The sequence below is a fragment of the Agrobacterium sp. M50-1 genome (genome assembly GCF_049843495.1).
Taxonomy (GTDB): Bacteria; Pseudomonadota; Alphaproteobacteria; order Rhizobiales; family Rhizobiaceae; genus Agrobacterium; species Agrobacterium radiobacter.
The window spans coordinates 638,227-658,553 of sequence record NZ_JBBHZH010000002.1 but is presented as its reverse complement, the minus strand read 5'-3'; the positions used below and the strand labels follow the sequence as shown (position 1 = coordinate 658,553).

The 20,327-nt window shown below is 59.2% G+C and carries 14 protein-coding genes; 11 read left to right on the top strand and 3 right to left on the bottom strand.

The genetic code is table 11. The features are described 5' to 3' along the window. The first annotated feature begins 4 nt into the window (after window positions 1–4). The 10 genes from nuoL (at window position 5) to dnaE (ending at window position 16,725) form a co-directional block, all read left to right on the top strand. Window positions 5–2,002, top strand: a complete 1,998-nt coding sequence (nuoL, locus tag WDZ78_RS07330; protein ID WP_020012332.1) for an NADH-quinone oxidoreductase subunit L — start codon at window positions 5–7, stop codon at window positions 2,000–2,002. Then, window positions 2,002–3,513: an NADH-quinone oxidoreductase subunit M gene (locus WDZ78_RS07325; protein ID WP_020012333.1), complete on the top strand. Its 1,512-nt coding sequence runs from the start codon at window positions 2,002–2,004 to the stop codon at window positions 3,511–3,513. The genes nuoL and WDZ78_RS07325 overlap by 1 nt, the downstream gene beginning before the upstream one ends. An 18-nt stretch (window positions 3,514–3,531) precedes the next feature. Beyond that, window positions 3,532–4,974 carry an NADH-quinone oxidoreductase subunit NuoN gene (gene nuoN, locus WDZ78_RS07320; protein ID WP_425672666.1) on the top strand — a complete coding sequence of 481 codons (1,443 nt, stop codon included), beginning with the start codon at window positions 3,532–3,534 and terminating at the stop codon, window positions 4,972–4,974. Between the two features lie 26 nt (window positions 4,975–5,000). Continuing rightward, window positions 5,001–5,741 carry a biotin--[acetyl-CoA-carboxylase] ligase gene (locus WDZ78_RS07315; protein WP_020012335.1) on the top strand — a complete coding sequence of 247 codons (741 nt, stop codon included), beginning with the start codon at window positions 5,001–5,003 and terminating at the stop codon, window positions 5,739–5,741. A gap of 200 nt (window positions 5,742–5,941) precedes the next feature. Beyond that, on the top strand, window positions 5,942–7,609 hold the full coding sequence (locus tag WDZ78_RS07310; protein WP_020012336.1) for a ribonuclease J: 1,668 nt from the start codon (window positions 5,942–5,944) through the stop codon (window positions 7,607–7,609). Between the two features lie 545 nt (window positions 7,610–8,154). Then, entirely contained in the window at window positions 8,155–8,460 is a 306-nt protein-coding gene (locus tag WDZ78_RS07305; RefSeq protein ID WP_020012337.1) for a DUF1467 family protein, read from the top strand. Between the two features lie 766 nt (window positions 8,461–9,226). Next, the gene (gene proS, locus WDZ78_RS07300) at window positions 9,227–10,549 is read left to right on the top strand and encodes a proline--tRNA ligase (RefSeq protein ID WP_111792369.1); all 1,323 of its coding nucleotides are present in this window, start codon (window positions 9,227–9,229) and stop codon (window positions 10,547–10,549) included. 124 nt (window positions 10,550–10,673) lie between these two features. After that, on the top strand, window positions 10,674–11,981 hold the full coding sequence (locus WDZ78_RS07295; protein ID WP_003502407.1) for a lipoprotein-releasing ABC transporter permease subunit: 1,308 nt from the start codon (window positions 10,674–10,676) through the stop codon (window positions 11,979–11,981). 15 nt (window positions 11,982–11,996) lie between these two features. After that, a complete protein-coding gene (locus WDZ78_RS07290; protein ID WP_020012339.1) occupies window positions 11,997–12,680 on the top strand; it encodes an ABC transporter ATP-binding protein in 684 nt (227 codons plus the stop codon). A gap of 541 nt (window positions 12,681–13,221) precedes the next feature. Next, on the top strand, window positions 13,222–16,725 hold the full coding sequence (gene dnaE, locus WDZ78_RS07285; RefSeq protein ID WP_425672665.1) for a DNA polymerase III subunit alpha: 3,504 nt from the start codon (window positions 13,222–13,224) through the stop codon (window positions 16,723–16,725). 21 nt (window positions 16,726–16,746) lie between these two features. Here dnaE and WDZ78_RS07280 read toward each other — a convergent pair whose 3' ends face one another. The 3 genes from WDZ78_RS07280 to WDZ78_RS07270 all read right to left on the bottom strand — a co-directional run bounded on the left by WDZ78_RS07280 (window position 16,747) and on the right by WDZ78_RS07270 (window position 19,815). Further along, the gene (locus WDZ78_RS07280) at window positions 16,747–17,985 is read right to left on the bottom strand and encodes a L,D-transpeptidase family protein (RefSeq protein ID WP_020012341.1); all 1,239 of its coding nucleotides are present in this window, start codon (window positions 17,983–17,985) and stop codon (window positions 16,747–16,749) included. Window positions 17,986–18,152: 167 nt separating this feature from the next. Continuing rightward, window positions 18,153–19,436 (bottom strand): DNA polymerase IV, encoded by a 1,284-nt coding sequence (locus tag WDZ78_RS07275; protein ID WP_026364069.1) that lies wholly within the window; start codon window positions 19,434–19,436, stop codon window positions 18,153–18,155. Between the two features lie 70 nt (window positions 19,437–19,506). After that, window positions 19,507–19,815, bottom strand: coding sequence for a DUF3572 domain-containing protein (locus WDZ78_RS07270; RefSeq protein ID WP_020012343.1), 309 nt, complete (start codon window positions 19,813–19,815; stop codon window positions 19,507–19,509). A gap of 131 nt (window positions 19,816–19,946) precedes the next feature. Between WDZ78_RS07270 and WDZ78_RS07265 the strand changes: the two genes are divergently transcribed. Continuing rightward, window positions 19,947–20,318 carry a response regulator gene (locus WDZ78_RS07265; protein ID WP_003496409.1) on the top strand — a complete coding sequence of 124 codons (372 nt, stop codon included), beginning with the start codon at window positions 19,947–19,949 and terminating at the stop codon, window positions 20,316–20,318. Window positions 20,319–20,327: the final 9 nt, after the last annotated feature.

Genomic DNA, 20,327 nt, shown 5'->3' with positions numbered 1-20,327 from the left:
GGCTATGATCTACAAGGCTATCGTCTTTCTTCCCCTGATCGGCTTCCTGATCGCCGGCCTGTTCGGCCGCTCGATCGGCGCCAAGGCTTCGGAATATGTCACCACCGGTCTGATGATCGTGGTCGCCATCCTGTCCTGGATCGTCTTCTTCACCGTCGCGCTCGCCCATGGTGAGCCGGGCGAGGTGATCAAGGTTACGGTCTTGCGCTGGATCCAGTCCGGCGGCATCGATGTCGAATGGGCCTTCCGCATCGATACGCTGACTGCTGTCATGTTCGTCGTGGTCAACACGGTCTCGACGCTCGTGCATCTCTATTCGATCGGATACATGCACCACGATCCGCATCGCCCGCGCTTCTTCGCCTATCTGTCGCTCTTCACCTTCGCGATGCTGATGCTGGTGACCTCCGACAACCTGCTGCAGATGTTCTTCGGCTGGGAAGGCGTGGGTCTGGCGTCCTATCTGCTGATCGGTTTCTGGTTCAAGAAGCCTTCCGCATCGGCTGCGGCCATGAAGGCGTTCATCGTCAACCGCGTTGGCGACTTCGGTTTCATTCTCGGTATCGGCGGCGTGTTCGTGCTGTTCGGCTCGATCAATTTCGAAACGATCTTCGCCGCTGCCAGCACCTATCTGCCGGCCGAAGGCGCCGCTTCCACCGAAACCGTCATCAACCTGTTCGGCATGCAGCTGGACAAGGCCAATGCGATGACGGGCGTTTGCCTGCTGCTCTTCATGGGCGCCATGGGTAAATCGGCGCAGTTCCTGCTGCACACCTGGCTGCCGGACGCGATGGAAGGCCCGACCCCGGTGTCCGCCCTCATTCACGCCGCAACCATGGTTACCGCCGGCGTCTTCCTCGTCGCCCGCATGTCGCCGCTGTTCGAACTGTCGCATGATGCGCTGACCGTCGTGACGCTGATCGGTGCGATCACCGCCTTCTTCGCGGCGACCGTTGGTCTCGTACAGAACGACATCAAGCGCGTGATCGCCTATTCGACCTGCTCGCAGCTCGGTTACATGTTCGTGGCGCTCGGCGTCGGCGCTTATGGTGCTGCCGTGTTCCACCTTTTCACGCACGCCTTCTTCAAGGCCCTGCTGTTCTTGTGCGCCGGCTCGGTCATCCATGCCGTCGATGGCGAGCAGGACATGCGTTACATGGGCGGCCTGCGCAAGCATATCCCCATCACCTTCTGGACCATGACCGTCGGCACGCTGGCGCTGACCGGCGTCGGTATTCCGGGCACGATGATCGGTTTTGCCGGCTTCTTCTCGAAGGACGTCATCATCGAATCCGCTTACGCGTCCCATTCGGTTCTCTCTGGCGTCGCCTTCACGCTGCTGGTCATCGCAGCCCTGTTCACCAGCTTCTATTCCTGGCGTCTGGCCTTCATGACCTTCTTCGGCAAGCCGCGCGCTTCGGCCGACGTCATGCACCATGTGCATGAATCGCCGATGGTCATGCTGATCCCGCTCTTCATCCTCACCGTTGGCGCGATCTTCGCCGGTGTGGCCTTCGAAGGTTATTTCTTCGGCCATGAATATGCCGAATTCTGGAAGGGCGCCCTGTTCGTGGCTCCGGAAAATGAAATCCTCGAAGAGTTCCACCACGTTCCGTTGTGGGTGAAGTGGAGCCCGTTCTTCGCCATGGCGCTTGGTTTCGTGACCGCATGGTACATGTACATCAAGTCGCCGGAGACGCCGAAGCGTCTGGCCGAGACCCATCGCGGCCTCTACCAGTTCCTTCTCAACAAGTGGTACTTCGACGAACTCTACGACTTCCTGTTCGTTCGTTCCGCAAAGGCGCTTGGCCGCTTCCTGTGGAAGAAGGGCGACGTCGCCGTCATCGACCACTATGGACCGAACGGCATTGCAGCGCGTGTGGTTGACGTGACCAACCGCATGGTCCGCCTGCAATCCGGTTACCTTTATCACTATGCCTTTGCGATGCTGATCGGCATCGCGGCGCTTGTCACCTGGATGATGCTCGGGAGTGCCCTCTGATGACCGATTGGCCCATTCTTTCAACGGTCACCTTTCTGCCGCTCGTCGGCGTGGTGCTGCTGCTTCTGACGAATGAGAACGGCCCCTATGGTCGCCGCAACATTCTCAATGTCTCGCTGCTGACGACCGTCTTCACCTTCATCGTGTCGCTGTTCATCTGGATCGGATTCGACAATTCGAACCCGGGCTTCCAGATGGTCGAGAAGCATCAGTGGTTCGGCAACATCGCCGCCTATCATCTCGGCGTCGACGGCATCTCCATGCTGTTCGTCATCCTCACCACCTTCCTCATGCCCTTCTGCGTGCTGGCAAGCTGGGATTCGATCGAAAAGCGCATCAAGGAATACATGATTGCCTTCCTGCTTCTGGAAGTCGTCATGATCGGCGTCTTCGTGGCGCTGGATACGGTTCTCTTCTACGTCTTCTTCGAAGCGACGCTGATCCCGATGTTCATCATCATCGGCGTCTGGGGCGGCAAGGATCGCGTTTACGCCTCCTACAAGTTCTTCCTCTACACGCTGCTCGGCTCGGTTCTGACCATGCTCGCCATCATGGCGATGTACTGGCAGTCCGGTACGACTGATATGACCGAACTGCTGAAATACGGCTTCCCGGCCGGTATGCAGACCTGGCTGTGGCTTGCCTGTTTCGCGGCCTTCTCGGTCAAGATGCCGATGTGGCCGGTGCACACCTGGCTGCCCGACGCCCACGTTCAGGCCCCGACTGCAGGTTCGGTCATCCTTGCCGGCGTCATGCTGAAGCTCGGCGGTTACGGTTTCATCCGTTTCTCGCTCTCCATGTTCCCGCTGGCGTCTGATTATTTCGCCCCCTTCGTCTTCACGCTGTCGGTTCTCGCCATCATCTACACTTCGCTCGTGGCGATGATGCAGGACGACATCAAGAAGCTGATCGCCTATTCCTCCGTCGCCCATATGGGTTACGTGACCATGGGCATCTTTGCCGCCAACGTTCAGGGCGTGCAGGGCGCAATCTTCCAGATGCTGTCGCACGGCATTGTCTCTGGCGCACTCTTCCTCTGCGTTGGCGTGGTTTACGACCGGCTGCACACCCGCGAGATTTCGGCCTATGGCGGTCTCGTGAACAACATGCCGAAATATGCCGTCGCCTTCATGATCTTCACCATGGCCAATGTCGGTCTCCCCGGCACGTCAGGCTTTGTCGGTGAGTTCCTGACCCTGATCGGCGTCTTCCGCGCCAACACGCTGGTCGCGCTGTTTGCGGCAACCGGCGTCATCCTCTCGGCCGCCTACGCGCTGTGGCTATACCGCCGCGTCATCTTCGGTGCGCTCGAGAAGGAAAGCCTGAAATCGATGCTCGATCTGTCGACCCGCGAAAAGGTCATCCTTTACCCGCTGGTTGCGCTGACGATCTTCTTCGGTGTTTATCCGGCTCCGGTTTTCGATGCCACCGCCGCATCGGTCGATCTTCTGGTAAACAACTATACGGCTGCACTGCAGGCGGCGCAAAATGTTGCGCTCACTATGAATTGACGACAGGACCCGTTGGACATGACCGCTGAAATCCTTTTTGCCAGTCTGCACATTGCGACGCCCGAGCTGATCCTTGCGGTCGGCGCGCTGGCGCTGCTCATGATTGGTGTCTTCTCGGGCGACAAGTCGACAACGACGGTCACCGGCCTTGCCGTTGCCCTCCTGCTCGTCGTCGGTCTCTGGATCATCTTTGCCCCCGCATCGGGCGTGGCTTTCGGCGGTGTCTACATCGCCGATGCCTTCGGTAACTTCATGAAGGTGCTGGCGCTGATCGGCTCCATCACCTCCATGATCCTGGCCGTCGGCCAGGGGCGCTTCGAGCCCATCGGCCGTTTCGAATATCCGGTGCTGCTGGTTCTTGCGACACTCGGCATCCTGCTGATGATCTCGGCCAACAACCTGATTTCGCTCTATATGGCGCTGGAACTGCAGTCGCTGGCGCTCTACGTCGTCTGCGCCATCAACCGCGAAAGTCTGCGCTCCACGGAAGCGGGTCTGAAGTACTTCGTACTCGGCGCGCTGTCCTCCGGCATGCTGCTTTACGGCATGTCGCTGGTCTACGGTTTCACTGGCAATACCGGCTTTACCGAAATCGCGCAGGTTCTGGCGTCTGAAACCCGTTCGCTTGGCCTCGTCTTCGGCCTGGTCTTCATTCTCGCCGGTCTGGCCTTCAAAATTTCGGCCGTGCCGTTCCACATGTGGACGCCGGACGTTTATGAAGGTGCGCCGACCCCAGTCACGGCATTCCTCTCCGCTGCGCCCAAGATCGGCGCCATGGCGATCCTCGTTCGCATCGTCATCGAGGCGTTCCAGCCTGTCTTTGCCGACTGGCAGCAGATCGTCGTCTTCATCTCCATCGCCTCCATGCTGCTTGGCTCCTTTGCCGCGATCGGCCAGAAGAACATCAAGCGCCTGATGGCCTATTCCTCCATCGGCCACATGGGTTATGCGCTGGTAGGTCTTGCCGCCGGCACGCAAGCCGGTATCTCGGGCGTCATCCTCTACATGACCATCTACATGGTCATGACTCTCGGCACCTTCGCCTGCATTCTCTCGATGCGCCGCAAGGAAATCGGCAATGTCGAGACTGTCGAGGATCTTGCCGGTCTTTCGTCTTCCAATCCCTTCATGGCGGTTGTGCTGACGATCCTGATGTTCTCGCTTGCCGGCATCCCGCCGCTCGCCGGCTTCTTCGGCAAGTATTACGTCTTCCTCGCCGCCATCGAAGCGAAGCTCTATCCACTCGCCGTCATCGGCGTGATCGGCTCGGTGGTCGGCGCCTACTACTATATCCGCGTCGTCAAGGTCATGTGGTTCGATGAGGCCAAGGACAAGTTCGAGCGCCCGGCTGGCGAACTGAAAGTCGTTTATGCGCTTTCGGCCCTGTTCGTTGTCGCCTTCATCGTCTTTGGCGGTGCGCTCGGCAACGCGGTGACTGTTGCGGCGAAGACCTTCTTTTGAGCAGCACACACAAGCATACGGGTCGGATGTCCATCGATGATTTCCGGCACGAGGCGATGGCGGAAACGCCATCGACCAATCTGGAATGTTTTGCCCGGGCAAGGGCAGGCGATGGCGGCAATCTGTGGATTACCGCCATCCGCCAGACCGGCGGCCGGGGCCGTCGCGGCCGGCCATGGGTTTCCGAACCCGGCAATCTCTACGCCTCGCTTCTCCTGATCGATCCCGCGCCGATGGAGCGCATCGGCTCCCTGCCGCTCGCTTTTGCGCTCGCGGTCTATCGCGCCATTCGTGCGGTGCTGCCGACGGGTGGTGAACCGCTCGAGATCAAATGGCCGAATGACGTGCTGATCGGTCGCCGCAAGACCTGCGGCATCCTGATGGAAGCGGAGCTGCTGCCTGACGGCCGGCGCGCCATCGTCATCGGCATCGGCATCAATATCGCCCACAAGCCGGACAATCCGCTTTATCCCGTCACCATGCTCTCCGAACATGGCGCGTCCTGCTCTCCCGACGAGCTGTTCGCCCATCTCTTCCGCGAGACGGCTGATGTGCTGCGGGACTGGGACGAGGGCAGGGGCGTTTCCGGCATCATGACCGGCTGGCGGGCGGCCGCCTGCGGTATTGGCGAACATATCACCGTCAATTTCCCGGATCGTTCGATTGGCGGGCGTTTCGTCGGAATTGATGATAATGGTTATCTGCTGCTGGATGAAGACGAGGGCGCCAGGCGCTCCATCGCCGCCGGCGACGTATTTTTCGGATGAGGTGAACGGCGCGGCCCAAACCGCGCCGAACCGGTTCCAGAGGTTGGAGCTTTCCTGCGGCTCACGAAATGCAGGGTGAAAAACCGGTTCCGCATCGGCCCGGTCGATCAGATGGTTTAACAGGTCCGATGCTGGATACAGCTGGCGGGGGCGGCAAAATGCCGTCCTCCGTGTGCTTTCGTGAATGGATAAGAAAAATAATGGCTAAACAGGACGAACTGGTCTTTGTGCCGCTCGGCGGCGTGGGTGAAATCGGCATGAATCTGGCTCTTTACGGCTATGGGCCGGAAAGCAAGCGCCAATGGATCATGGTGGATTGCGGCGTGACATTCGCCGGTCTCGATCTGCCGGGCGTCGATCTCGTTCTGCCTGACATCAGCTATATCGCCGAGCAGAAGAAGAACCTCAAGGGCATCATCATCACCCACGCCCATGAAGACCATTATGGCGCGCTGAATGATCTGTGGCCCGGCCTCAACGTCCCTGTTTATGCCTCGCCCTTCACCGCCGGCATGCTGGAAGCCAAGCGCGCCTATGAGGGCACGCGCGCCGAAATTCCGGTGACGATCTTCAAGGCTGGCGACCGTATCAATGTCGGTCCGTTCGAAATCGAAGCGGTTGGCGTCAACCACTCGATTCCGGAGCCGATGTCGCTGGTCATCCGCACGCCGCTTGGCAATGTCATCCACACGGGTGACTGGAAGATCGACGAGGCCCCGTCGCTCGGGCCGTTGACGGATGAGGCTCGCTTCCGCGCCATCGGCGAAGAGGGTGTGCTGGCGCTGATGTGCGACAGCACCAATTCGGTGCGCGATGGTGTGTCGCCCTCCGAACACGAGGTTTCCGAAGGCCTGCGCCAGATCATCGAAAATGCCGAGGGCCGGGTGGCGGTCACCACCTTCTCCTCCAATGTCGGGCGCATCCGCTCGATTGCGCAGGCTGCTGAGGCCGCGGGCCGCGAGGTGCTGCTGCTCGGCTCGTCGCTGAAGCGGGTCGTCAATGTCTCGCAGGATCTTGGCATCATGGAAGGCATCAAGCCGTTCCTCGCCGAGGACGAATATGGCTATATTCCGCGCGACCGTGTGGTGCTGATCCTGACCGGTTCGCAGGGCGAGCCGCGCGCGGCGCTCGCCAAGCTTTCGCGTGACGAGATGCGCAATGTGGCGCTCGCATCCGGCGATACTGTCGTGTTCTCGTCGCGCGCCATTCCCGGCAATGAAAAGGCCATCATCGACATCAAGAATGGCCTGATCGAGCAGGGCGTGCATATCGTCACCGACAATGAGGCGCTGGTGCATGTTTCCGGCCATCCGCGCCGAAACGAACTTCTGAAGATGTATGAGTGGACGAAGCCGCAGATCGTCGTGCCTGTTCATGGCGAGGCGGCGCATCTGGTGGCGCAGAAGGAACTGGCCGAACAGGCCGGCATTTCGCAGGTACCGAAGGTGCGCAACGGCAATGTTCTGCGCCTCGCTCCCGGTCCGGCCGAGGTTATTGACGACGTTCCGCATGGCCGTGTCTTCAAGGACGGCAATCTCGTCGGTGACATGGACGAGATGGGCATCAGCAATCGCCGCAAGCTTTCTTTCGCTGGCCATGTCGCGGTCAACGTCGTGCTGGACAGCCGTTACGATTTCCTCGGCGATCCCGATGTGGTGCCTTTCGGCCTGCCGGAATTCGATGACGAGGATGAGGCGATGGAAGATACGCTTTATGACGCCGTGCTCGGCGCCGTCGAAAGCATTCCGCGCGCCCGCCGCAAGGATCTGGATCTGCTGCGTGAGGCGGTGCGTCGCGCCGTGCGCGCCGCCGCCAATCAGAGTTGGGGCAAGAAGCCGATCGTGACGGTTTTCGTCACGAAAGTCTAAGCCGGGAGGCGGGGGTATCTTTTGCACGCTGCCACCCCGGACGAGGTCCACTGCTGTCCGGTTTAAATTCTGGACGGCCCGCAGCCCTGCTCGAAGTCAGGGATGGAGGGGCAACATTCTCTCGGCGTCATCCTCGGCCCTGTGCCGAGGATCTAATCACGTCGAATAAAATCAATCGGTTGCAGATCCTCGGGACAGGCCCGAGGATGACGTCGGCGTGATTGGCTCGACCAGTCATCCTTTCAGAGAACGTCACTTCAATTTGGTGTCCAGAACGCCGCGAAACGTCTGAAACCGATTAGAAACAATGCGATGCACCTTGTCCCAAAATTTAAACCGGACAGCAGTGGACGAGGTCCGGGGTCCAGCGCGATCAAGTCCTTGAGCGCAAAAGAGTCTCTTTACGGCGCGGACGCGCCGTGGCTGGATGCCGGCTCAAGGCCGGCATGACGGAGGAGACGTCGTTCAGGACGGCCAGCGCGTCTGTTCGCCCTTCCAAGGCTTTTTGCGCTTCTTGCGGAGAATTGATTCCGGTTCGCGGATGAATGCGTTACAAGAAACGCATTGTGCAGGAGGATCACATGCCGCTTCTTTCGCTCTTCGCCGTTTATTTCATCGTCTGGTGGACGGTGCTTTTCGTCGTTCTGCCTATCGGCCTGCGCACCCAGGCGGAAGAGGGGGATGTGGCGCTGGGCACGGTGGCCAGTGCGCCATCGCGGTTCAGGGGCGGGCGGATCGTTTTGTGGACGACCCTGATTTCGGCCGTGATCTGTGGGCTCTGGTATGGCGGAACCTGGTGGTTCGGTGTCAGCCTTGACGACTTGCCGCGAATTATTCCGGTTTTCGACTGAGTTCTCTCTTCTCATTCCTGTGCTTGTCACGGAAATGCAGCAGACGCGGCTCTCGCGCGACAAGAAAAGTCCTTTCAGTCCAAGGACTTGGGCTGGCTGGATTCCTGTGACAAGCACAGGAACGAGGGGAGGAGGCGCAGCAAAAATCCTCGCATGGCAGCCTAGCCACCGCATCCCCAAGCACACGCGGTCTAAGCCGGCGCACCGAATATTGTCATATGGATGTCATCTGTTTCGTGCACACACCATGAGCGTGTCTGGCGGCCGATTCACCGCCATAATTTTACCGGAATAACGATCCGGGGCATTGTTGTGTGTAGAGATCAAAAAAAAACAAGGCCTTTCAGCCTTGTTTTCAGGTTTCGCGTGATCTGTAACCGTTACCGGGGCTGCGAACGAGCGCGCCTAAGATCTGATCCTCCCAAGACTGACCGCGAAAATGACAAGAATTTAAACTTCCTGCCTCTTTTGTAAGCTAAAGCTAGCTCAAACCCCCATGCTTGTCATCTCATTTTTTGCATATTTGTTACAGTCGGCAAAAAATTCTCTGTGGTGCAATTTGTCGCACCGGATCAAGAATAATATTCCGGTCAAAGCGTTTTGACGCGAATTAGCTATCGCGAAAATACCACAAAATCGCCTTTAACGCTCTTTGCATGGCGGGTTTTCATCTGAGCCAGAAACCGCTATATCCGGCGCCAATATCCCTCTATTCGGGGCGATTCCCGCGCCTTTGGCGCTGTCGTCCACATCAATGGAAGCCGTCATGCGTCTTAGCCGTTATTTCCTGCCCATCCTGAAGGAAAACCCCAAGGAAGCCGAGATTGTCTCTCACCGCCTCATGCTGCGCGCCGGCATGATCCGGCAGCAGTCGGCTGGCATCTATTCCTGGCTGCCGCTCGGCAAGCGCGTGCTGGACAAGGTCAACAAGATCATCCGCGAGGAGCAGGACCGTTCCGGCGCCATCGAGCTTCTGATGCCGACGCTGCAGACCGCCGAGCTCTGGCAGGAAAGCGGCCGTTATGACGACTATGGCAAGGAAATGCTGCGCATCAAGGACCGCCAGGACCGCCAGATGCTCTATGGCCCCACCAACGAGGAGATGATCACCGACATCTTCCGTTCCTATGTGAAGTCCTACAAGAACCTGCCGCTGAACCTCTATCATATCCAGCTGAAGTTCCGCGACGAGGTGCGTCCCCGTTTCGGCACGATGCGTTCGCGCGAGTTCCTGATGAAGGACGCCTATTCCTTCGACCTCACCAAGGAAGACGCGATCCATTCCTATAACAAGATGTTCGTGGCTTACCTGCGGACCTTTGAGCGCCTTGGCCTGCGCGCTATTCCCATGCGCGCCGATACCGGCCCGATCGGCGGCAATCACAGCCATGAGTTCATCATTCTGGCCGATACCGGCGAATCCGAAGTCTTCTGCCACAAGAGCTTCCTCGACCGCGGCATTCCAGCTGAAAGCACCGATTTCGACGATGTCGCGGCGCTGCAGGGCGTGTTCGACGAGTGGACGACCGATTACGCAGCTACGTCCGAAATGCACGACGAGGCCGCCTATGACGCCATTCCCGAAGGCGAGCGCCTTTCCGCGCGCGGCATCGAGGTTGGGCACATCTTCTATTTCGGCACCAAATATTCCGAGCCTATGGGCGCGAAAGTGCAGGGCAAGGACGGCAAGGAACACTCCGTCCACATGGGTTCTTATGGCATCGGGCCTACACGCCTTGTTCCCGCCATCATTGAAGCATCGCATGACGAGAACGGAATCATCTGGCCGGCCTCGGTCGCTCCTTTCGACGTCGTGATCATCAACATGAAGGCTGGCGATGCGGCCTGCGATGCGGCCTGTGAAAAGCTGTATTATCAGCTCTCCAACGCCGGCAAGGATGTTCTCTACGACGATACGGACGACCGGGCGGGCCAGAAATTCGCCACCGCTGATCTGATCGGCGTGCCGCTGCAGATCATCGTCGGCCCGCGTTCGGTCGCGAATGGCGAAGTCGAAGTGAAGGATCGCAAGACCGGCGAGCGGGAGACCGTGACGATCGAGGCGGCGATGAACAAGGTGCTCGCCTAAGCGCGAATGGAAGACGGAGCGGCTTCACCCGAAGTCCGCTCCGGTTTCGTAGCGCAGATGCAGCAGAAATATGGGCCGGTTTTCGGAAAAGACCGGCCTTGCAGTTTGAGATCAGGGAGACGACATGGCACAAGCCGAGGCTGACAAGGGTGCGGCTGTTTCCGCCGGGGCAAAGACCGCCCGGCCGTTTTCCGCTTTCGAACGCATGGTGGCCTGGCGCTATCTGCGGTCGCGGCGCAAGGAAGCATTCATTTCCGTCATCGCCGGTTTTTCCTTTGTCGGCATCATGCTGGGCGTGGCGACGCTTATCATCGTCATGGCCGTGATGAACGGGTTCCGCACGGAGCTGATTTCCCGCATTCTCGGCATCAACGGCCATATGATCGTGCAGCCGATCGACCAGCCCTTCAACAATTATGATGAGCTGGCTAAGAAATTCGCCGCCGTACCCGGCGTCACCATGGCTCTGCCGCTGGTGGAGGGCCAGACATTGGCCTCCGGTCGTGGCGGTGCGGGTTCCGGCGCTCTGGTGCGCGGTGTGCGCCAGGAGGATATCGACAAGGTCAAGGAAGTCGCCACCAACATCAAGACCGGCGACCTCGTCGGCTTCATGGCGGGTGACGGCGTTCTCGTCGGCTCCAGGCTCGCCGCCCAGCTTGGTGTTACGGCGGGTGACGATATCACCCTCATATCACCAGAAGGTGACGTAACGCCGATGGGCGTCAATCCGCGCGTCAAGTCTTACAAGATTTCCGGTGTCTTCGAGATCGGCATGTCGGAATACGACGCATCGATGATCTATATGCCTCTGTCCGAAGCCCAGCTTTATTTCAATGCCGACGGCATCGTGCAATCCATTGAGCTTTATGTGAGCCGCCCGGATGATGTCGATGGCATCCGTCCGCTGGTGGAGCAGGCGGCCGAAAGGCAGATCTACATTACCGACTGGAGGCAGCGGAACCAGACCTTCTTCTCCGCCCTGCAGGTGGAACGAAACGTCATGTTCATGATCCTCACCCTCATCGTATTGGTGGCGGCGCTGAACATCATTTCCGGCCTCATCATGCTGGTGAAGGACAAGGGCAGCGACATCGCCATTCTGCGCACCATGGGTGCAAGCTCGGGCGCGGTGATGCGCATCTTCTTCATGACCGGTGCGGCCATCGGTATGGTCGGCACCTTCGCCGGTGTGGCGCTCGGCGTCATCGTCTGCCTCAACGTGGAATCCATCCGGCAGTTCTTCTCCTGGATTTCGGGCACGGTGCTGTTTGACCCGCAGCTTTATTTCTTGAGCCAGCTTCCGGCAGAAATGGATATCAGCGAAACGATTTCCGTTGTCATCATGGCGCTCACGCTCTCTTTCCTGGCAACGATCTTCCCGGCATGGCGGGCTTCCAAGCTCGATCCGGTGCAGGCCCTGCGTTACGAATAAGGACCGCTTCGCAATATGGCAAAAAAAACAGTGCTGCGGCTCACCGGCGTTGAGAGAACCTATGGTCAGGGCGAGACGTCGCTTTCCATTCTGCGCAAGGCCGATTTTGAATTGAAGAGCGGTGAGATGGTGGCGCTGGTCGCCCCTTCAGGCACCGGCAAATCGACGCTGCTGCATCTGGCGGGGCTGCTGGAACATCCCGATGCAGGCGAGGTCTATATTAACGGCGCGCCCTGTAACGGCCTGCCGGATGAAACGCGCACCGCGATCCGCCGCAGCGATATCGGTTTCGTCTATCAGTTCCATCACCTCCTGCCGGAATTCTCGGCGGTGGAAAATGTGATGATGCCGCAGCTCATTGCCGGTCTCACCCAGGCGGAAGCCCGCAAGCGCGCCAGCGCGCTGCTCGACTATATGCGCGTGGGGCATCGCGGCGAACACCGTCCAGCCGAACTCTCGGGCGGTGAACAGCAGCGTGTCGCCATTGCCCGCGCCGTCGCCAACGCGCCGCTCCTGCTGCTCGCCGACGAGCCGACCGGCAATCTCGATCCGGAAACCGCGCATTACGTATTCGACGCGCTGGAGGCGCTGGTGCGCCAATCCGGCCTCGCGGCGCTGATTGCCACCCACAATCATGAACTCGCCGCCCGCATGGATCGGCGTGTAACGCTCGCCGACGGCAAGATCGTCGATTTCTGACCATGGGATTGCGCGGGGGTTGGTCCTCGCGCATCACATGCCTCCGCTGCGATCGAACCGAGTAAGCCGGTCGTTGCCGTGAAGGAGAAAGAACAAGCCGTCGCGAGTGCGGATTCAATCCCTCCCGACGCCTGCTGAAGAACACCTGTTCCCTGAATCTATTTTTTTTTCCCGAACCCGGAGGCGTTTTTACCTTCGGGTTTTTCGCTTTGGAGTCAGCGAGTTGCCGTTTCCTTGATCGGAACCGAAGGCGATTCTCGTACATTAGCAAGAGGAATATCAGCAGAACCCTGTTGACAATCGAACAAAATGAGAACAAAATTGGAACATAACGAGTAAGGAGAGACCAATGACTGATTTCATCCGTGACGTTGCTGCTTTCGCTTCCATCGCTGTCTTTGTTGCCAGCTTTTCGGTGATCCTCACCGCCCTGTGAAGAAGACACCGGCGCAGAAGCCTGTATGGATGCCGCAAAGCGGTGGACATTAAGCGCCGGAAATCGGAAAATCGCCCCCTCGATTCAGAATGACAGGATGATGATATGGGCGATACGGTTATGCGTGGAGAGATCTCTGGCGAAACGTTGAAGACGCCCGGTTTCGTCCATCTTCGGGTTCATTCCGCTTATTCCCTGCTTGAGGGGGCCTTGCCCCTCAAGAAAATCATGTCCAAGGCCGTCGCCGACGGCCAGCCGGCCATTGCCATTACCGACACCAACAACCTCTTCGTCGCGCTGGAGTTTTCCGAAAAGGCGCGCGATGAGGGTCTGCAGCCGATCATCGGTTGCCAGCTGTCGATCGACATGCAGGATGCGGCGGAAGATCGCCGCAACCACAACAGCCATCTTCAGAAACTTCCCGCCATCGTTCTGCTGGCCGCCAATGCCGAAGGTTATGAGCGGCTGGTGGATATCGTCAGCCGCGCCTATCTGGAAGGCGAGGGCAGTGGCGGTCATTCCGTGCATATTACCCGCGCATGGCTGGAGGAAGCCTCCAATGCCGGCTTGATCGCGCTGACGGGCGCTTCCGGCGGACCGGTGGATATGGCCTTGAAGGAAGGCCATGCAGCGCAGGCGAAAGAGCGGCTGCTGACATTGAAGTCACTCTTCGGGGACAGTCTCTACATCGAATTGCAGCGCCAGTCCGGCTACGACCGTTCCCATGAACGGCGCATGATAGGCCTCGCTTACGAGCATGATATTCCGCTGGTTGCCACCAACGAAGCGTTCTTCCCCTCCAAGGCCGATTACGAGGCGCATGACGCGCTGATGGCGGTGGCGCACAACGCCATCGTTTCCGATGACAGCCGGTTCCGGCTGACACCCGATCACTACCTCAAAAATCGCGAGGAAATGGCGGTGCTTTTTGCCGACATTCCCGAGGCGCTCGAAAACACCGTCGAGATCGCGCTCCGCTGCTCCTTCGTGCTGAAGAAACGCGGGCCGATCCTGCCGCGCTTCACGGGCGCCAGCGACGACCCGGAAGCGGCGGAACGCGCTGAAGCCGAAGAGCTTCGCCGCCAGGCAGTAGAGGGGCTGGATCAGCGGCTGGCAGCGCTCGGCATGGCGGCCGGTTATACGGAGCAGGAGTATCGCGACAGGCTGGATTTCGAACTCGGCGTCATCTCGCGCATGAAGTTTCCCGGTTACTTCCTGATCGTTGCCGACTTCATCAAATGGGCCAAGCAGCATGATATTCCGGTCGGCCCGGGCCGTGGTTCGGGCGCGGGTTCGCTTGTCGCTTACGCGCTGACGATTACCGATGTCGATCCCCTGCGCTTCTCGTTGCTGTTCGAACGCTTTCTCAATCCCGAACGCGTTTCGATGCCCGACTTCGATATCGACTTCTGCCAGGACCGCCGCGAAGAGGTGATCCGTTACGTGCAGGCCAAATATGGTCGCGAGCAGGTGGCGCAGATCATCACCTTCGGTTCGCTGCAGGCGCGCGCGGCTTTGCGCGATGTCGGCCGCGTGCTGGAAATGCCCTATGGGCAGGTGGACAAGATCTGCAAGTTGGTGCCCAACAACCCGGCCAATCCGACACCGCTGTCAAAGGCGATCGAGGAAGAGCCGCGTCTGCAGGAAGAGGCGGACAAGGAGCCGGTCGTCGCCCGCCTCCTGGATATCGCCCAGAAGATCGAGGGACTTTACCGCCACGCCTCCACCCATGCCGCCGGTATCGTCATCGGCGACCGCCCTCTGTCGAAACTGGTGCCGATGTATCGCGATCCGCGATCCGATATGCCGGTCACCCAGTTCAACATGAAATGGGTGGAAAGCGCCGGCCTCGTCAAATTCGACTTTCTCGGCTTGAAGACGCTGACGGTGCTGAAGGTGGCCGTCGATTTTGTTGCCAAGCGCGGCATCAAGGTCGATCTCGCCGCCATCCCGCTCGATGACGCCAGAACCTATGAAATGCTGTCGCGCGGCGAAACCATCGGCGTGTTCCAGGTGGAAAGTGCCGGTATGCGCAAGGCGCTGATCGGCATGCGGCCGGACTGCATCGAGGACATCATCGCGCTGGTGGCGCTTTATCGTCCCGGCCCGATGGAAAACATCCCGGTTTATAACGCCCGCAAACATGGCGAGGAGGAGCTGGAATCGATCCACCCGACCATCGACCATCTTCTCAAGGAGACGCAGGGCGTTATCGTCTATCAGGAACAGGTGATGCAGATCGCCCAGGTCCTGTCGGGTTATTCGCTCGGCGAAGCCGATCTTCTGCGCCGCGCCATGGGCAAGAAGATCAAGGAGGAGATGGACCAGCAGCGTGAGCGCTTCGTTGATGGCGCCATCAAGAATGGCGTCTCGAAACCGCAGGCCAACACCATCTTCGACCTTCTGGCGAAGTTCGCCAATTACGGCTTCAACAAGAGCCATGCCGCCGCCTACGCCATCGTGTCCTACCAGACCGCCTATATGAAGGCGCATTATCCGGTAGAGTTCCTCGCGGCCTCCATGACGCTCGATATGGCGAATACGGAAAAACTCAACGATTTCCGTCAGGATGCCGGTCGCCTTGGTATCGAGGTCGTCGCACCTTCGGTGCAGACGTCCTTCCGCCAGTTCGAGACGGGTGAAAACCGCATCTATTATTCGCTGGCGGCCATCAAGGGCGTAGGCGAGGGTGCAGTGGAACACATCGTCCAGGTTCGCGACGGCAAGCCGTTCACGAGCCTTGAGGATTTCTGCCTGCGCATTGACCCCAAACAGATCAACCGCCGTGTGCTGGAAAGCCTGATCAATGCCGGCGCTTTCGATTGTTTCGGCCGCGACCGCGCCGAGCTGATCGGCGGGCTGGACCGCATCATCGGTTATGCGCAGATGGCGCAGAACAACCGCACCATCGGCCAGTCGGACATGTTCGGTTCCGGCGGCGGCAACGGCCCGGAAAAGCTGGTCCTGCCCGCTTTCCAGCCCTGGCTCGCCTCGGAAAAACTGCTGCGCGAATATCAGGTGCTCGGTTTTTACCTCACTGCTCATCCGCTCGATACCTATCGCCCCGTGCTGGAAAAGTTGCGGGTGCAGAATTTCGCCGATTTTTCAGCGGCGGTGAAACAGGGTGCGACCGCCGGGCGTCTGGCCGGAACCGTTACCGGCAAACAGGAACGCAAGACCCGCACCGGCAACAAGATGGGAATCGTCACCTTCTCGGATGCATCAGGGCAATATGAAGCGGTGCTGTTTTCCGAAGGGCTCGGCCAATTACGGGATCTGCTGGAAGTCGGCAAATCGCTTGTTATCACCGTGCAGGCGGAAGAGCGCCCGGAAGGCATTGGCCTGCGTATCCAGACGGCGCAGTCGCTTGAAGAGAAATCCGTGCAGATGCAGAAGGCTCTGCGCGTTTATGTCCGCGATTCTGGTCCGCTGAAAACGGTCGCCCGCCATCTCAACACCAAGGGTGACGGCTCGGTCTATTTCATCGTCATCAAGGATGAAGGCAGCCGCGAGATCGAGGTGGAACTGACGGAGAAATACCGTATCTCGCCGGAAATCGCCGCTGCGCTGCGGTCCGCACCCGGTGTCGTTGACGTGGAACTGGTGTGAGGCTCACGCCTCACACGTCGCTCATACCGGCCCTTCCTTCGTCACGGTGATGAAGTCCGTTCCGGCGCCTGTCTCCATCTGGTGACTAATGTCGGAAACGGTAATCGAGCTGCCGCTTGAAAGCTCCTGTTCGATACGGCTGCGGATTTCCGCGGGTATTTCGAGGCGGCTGAGCACGGCGCTCAATTGATCGAAGCCGCCAGGGGCTTCGGCAACGGTGATTCCGAGCCGCTTGCGGGCTGCCGCCGGCAGGTGGTTTTCGAGCGTCACGCCGTTCCATTCGGCCGTTCCAGCCGCGCGGTCCACGGTAACAGCCTCGAAGAAGTGGGTTCCGAGCGCCACTTCCGGGTCCTTGATGTCGATGGCTGCTTCGAACAGTGGTTTGAAATCCTGCCGCACCATGATCTGGCCGGTCGGCGGATGGTCTTCACCGGCGGAGGCATAAAGCGCCGCCACGAAGGCGTCGGTCAGAAGCGGTCCGGTGGTCTTCAGCCCCTTCCAGCGCTTGAAACCATTGATGGCGCTGATCGTCATCTCTCCGGTGTAACCATCGGCAGAACCAGCATCGAAGCCGAGACGGGTCAGCACGGTTTGAATATCCATCACCTTTTCGCGCTCGCCACGGCGGGTGATGAGAATGCGCAGGGGTGAGGGTTCTCTGGCCTTCGCCGCCGGCTTGAGGGACTGGGTCTTTTCATTGACGGCAACCTCAACCGCGCCCAAGGCTGCATCGAATGTCGCCGGGCGCAACTCCACATCCGAAAGAAGCAGCTTGCCGTCATCGGCATCGTCGCGTGGAACAAACAGCGCCGGGTGCTGTACGAAACGCAACGAGACCGGGCGGTCGGTGATGATGACATGAACGCCAGTGCGCGTGTCGCCGAAAAGTGACTTGGCGAATTTGGAAGGCAGACGCACGCAGCCATGCGAGGCGGGATAGTTCGGCACCTTGCCTTCGTGCAGCGCGATACCAGACCATGTCAACCGCTGCATGAAGGGCATGGGTGCAGCCGAATAGATATTCGACTCGTGGTATTTTCGCTTTTCCAGAATGGAGAATATGCCGCTCGGCGTCTCATGCCCGGCCTTGCCGGTGGAGACTTTCGAGGTGGCGACGATCTCGCCATTTTCATAAAGCGCGAGCGACTGATCGCTTTTTGATACCAGAATCTGCAGCGCGCGGCTGTCAGCGGCAAGCGCCGGAAAGGCAAGAATGCTGGCTGACAGCATGCCAGCCATAAGACGGAGGCGAAGGGACATGACGCAATACACCACATGCACAAAACTTGCCTCACTCAACCACGCGAAGTTTAATGAAGTTTAAGGACTGCTCACCCCGAACATCACTAATTTGTGTAAAATCTAAAATATATCGGTCGCGACGAGGCGGGAGGGATTACGCGCCCCTTCGCACCACCCAGCGGGCTTTATTTGCGCGTTCCGAAAGTATAGCCGGTCTCGACGCTGCCCTTGCCGAACTTGTCGCGCAGCTTGTCCATCGCCGCTTCCGCCGCCGCCCGCCGCCCCGCCTGTCTGTCGACGAGATCGGGAGGGTCGGCGAGGCCCGCATCGCGCAGATCACTGACGCCTATGCCGATCAGGCGAAACTTGGTGCCGTCGGTTTCTTTCGCAAGCAGCGAAAGGCCGGTGCGGAATATGCGGTCGGCAAGCTGGGTAGGGTCGTCAAGCTTGCGGTTGCGGGTGCGGAGTTTAAAATCGGACGTCTTCATTCTCAGCACAACCGTCTGGCCGGAAATGCCGCTCTTCTTCAGGCGCCAGGCAACTTTTTCGGAAAGCGACCGCAGGATCGGTACGAGGTCCTCGTGCCGGGAAATATCGTTGAAGAAGGTGGTCTCGGAAGACACGCTTTTCACGGGGTCGTTATTGTGCACGTGCCGTTCATCGATGCCGCGCGAAAGCCGGAACAGCCGTTGTCCCATCACGCCATAGCGGCGCATCAGGTCGCCTTCCTCCATCTCCTGCAACTGCGCGATCATGCGGATGCCGTCCGCCTCCAACGTCGCCGCAAACGCCTTTCCAACGCCCCATATCGTCGTGACGGGCCGTGCTGCCAGAAAGGAAAGCGCTTCCGCTTCGCCGATCACCGAAAAGCCGCGCGGTTTTTTAAGTTCGGACGCGACCTTGGCCAGAAATTTGCAGTAGGACAGCCCGGCCGAGACGGTCACGCCCACTTCTTTTTCCACCCGTTTCACGAATTTCGCCAGAACCCGGGCCGGCGGATCGTGATGCAGCCTCTCCGTGCCGGAAAGATCGAGAAAAGCCTCGTCTATGGAAATTGGCTGCACGAGCGGCGTCAGTTCCTGCATCATCGCCCGGATTTCGCGCCCGACACGGCTGTATTTCTCCATGTCCGGCTTGATGACCACCGCGTCAGGACAGGCTTCCAGCGCCTTGAACATGGGCATTGCGGAACGCACGCCCTGAATGCGGGCGATATAACAGGCGGTGGAAACCACCCCGCGCTTGCCGCCGCCAACGATTACGGGCTTGTCGGCCAGTTCCGGATTATCCCGTTTTTCAACAGAGGCATAAAAGGCGTCGCAGTCGATATGGGCAATGCTCAGATCGTAGAGTTCGGCGTGATAAACAAGGCGCGGGCTGCCACAGGCGCGGCAACGCCTCAACCCTTCTGGCTGGCCGGCCAGACAGTCACGGCAAAAACCGGGATCATAGGGGTGCGACGTGGACATGAGCCGAAAACAAAACCAGAACGTTGCCGACCATACTCCGGCCGCGACGACGGCTCAAGGGCCTCGTCCGTCAATACACGCCCGAATCGAGCCCCGGGCCGGAAAAGTGATGCCAGGCGGCCGCCACTGTTTCGGGTGACGTGTCGGTCGCGGCGCAAAATGCCATGAGATCGGGTTCGTGGCTCATCAGAAAATCGGTGAGCCCTGCCAGAAAGCCGGGATCGTTGACGGCCTGGCGCAGCATGTTGGCCTGCAATCCGCTCAGCGCCAGAAAACGCGCCAGCATGTCCGGTTCGTTTGCCAGCCAGCCAAGTATGGCGGCCGCCGTTTCTTGCGGATCCTGACCGGCATTGCCTTTGTTTTTCGTATCGCGCAGCATTTCTTCCCCGAAGTTACCTATTTTGAAACCAAATCCCTCTAGCCTTGCGCAACAAATGGACGATGGAATCGGTTCTCTGACACCCTATATGTCTGGATGAAGGTTTCAAAGCGAAACGGGGACTGCTCACCATGCCCAAGCAGGTCATGATAGTCGAAGATAACGAGCTGAACATGAAGCTCTTTCGCGACCTGATCGAGGCGTCTGGTTACACGACGATCCAGACGCGCAATGGCATGGAAGCGCTCGATCTCGCCCGCAAGCACCGCCCGGACCTCATCCTCATGGATATCCAGCTACCGGAAGTTTCGGGGCTGGAGGTGACGAAATGGCTGAAGGAAGATGACGAGCTGCATGTCATTCCGGTCATCGCGGTCACGGCTTTCGCCATGAAGGGCGACGAGGAACGCATTCGCCAGGGCGGATGCGAGGCCTATGTGTCGAAGCCGATTTCCGTTCCGAAGTTCATCGAAATCATCAAGACTTATCTGGGCGATGCGTGAGGCGACTGG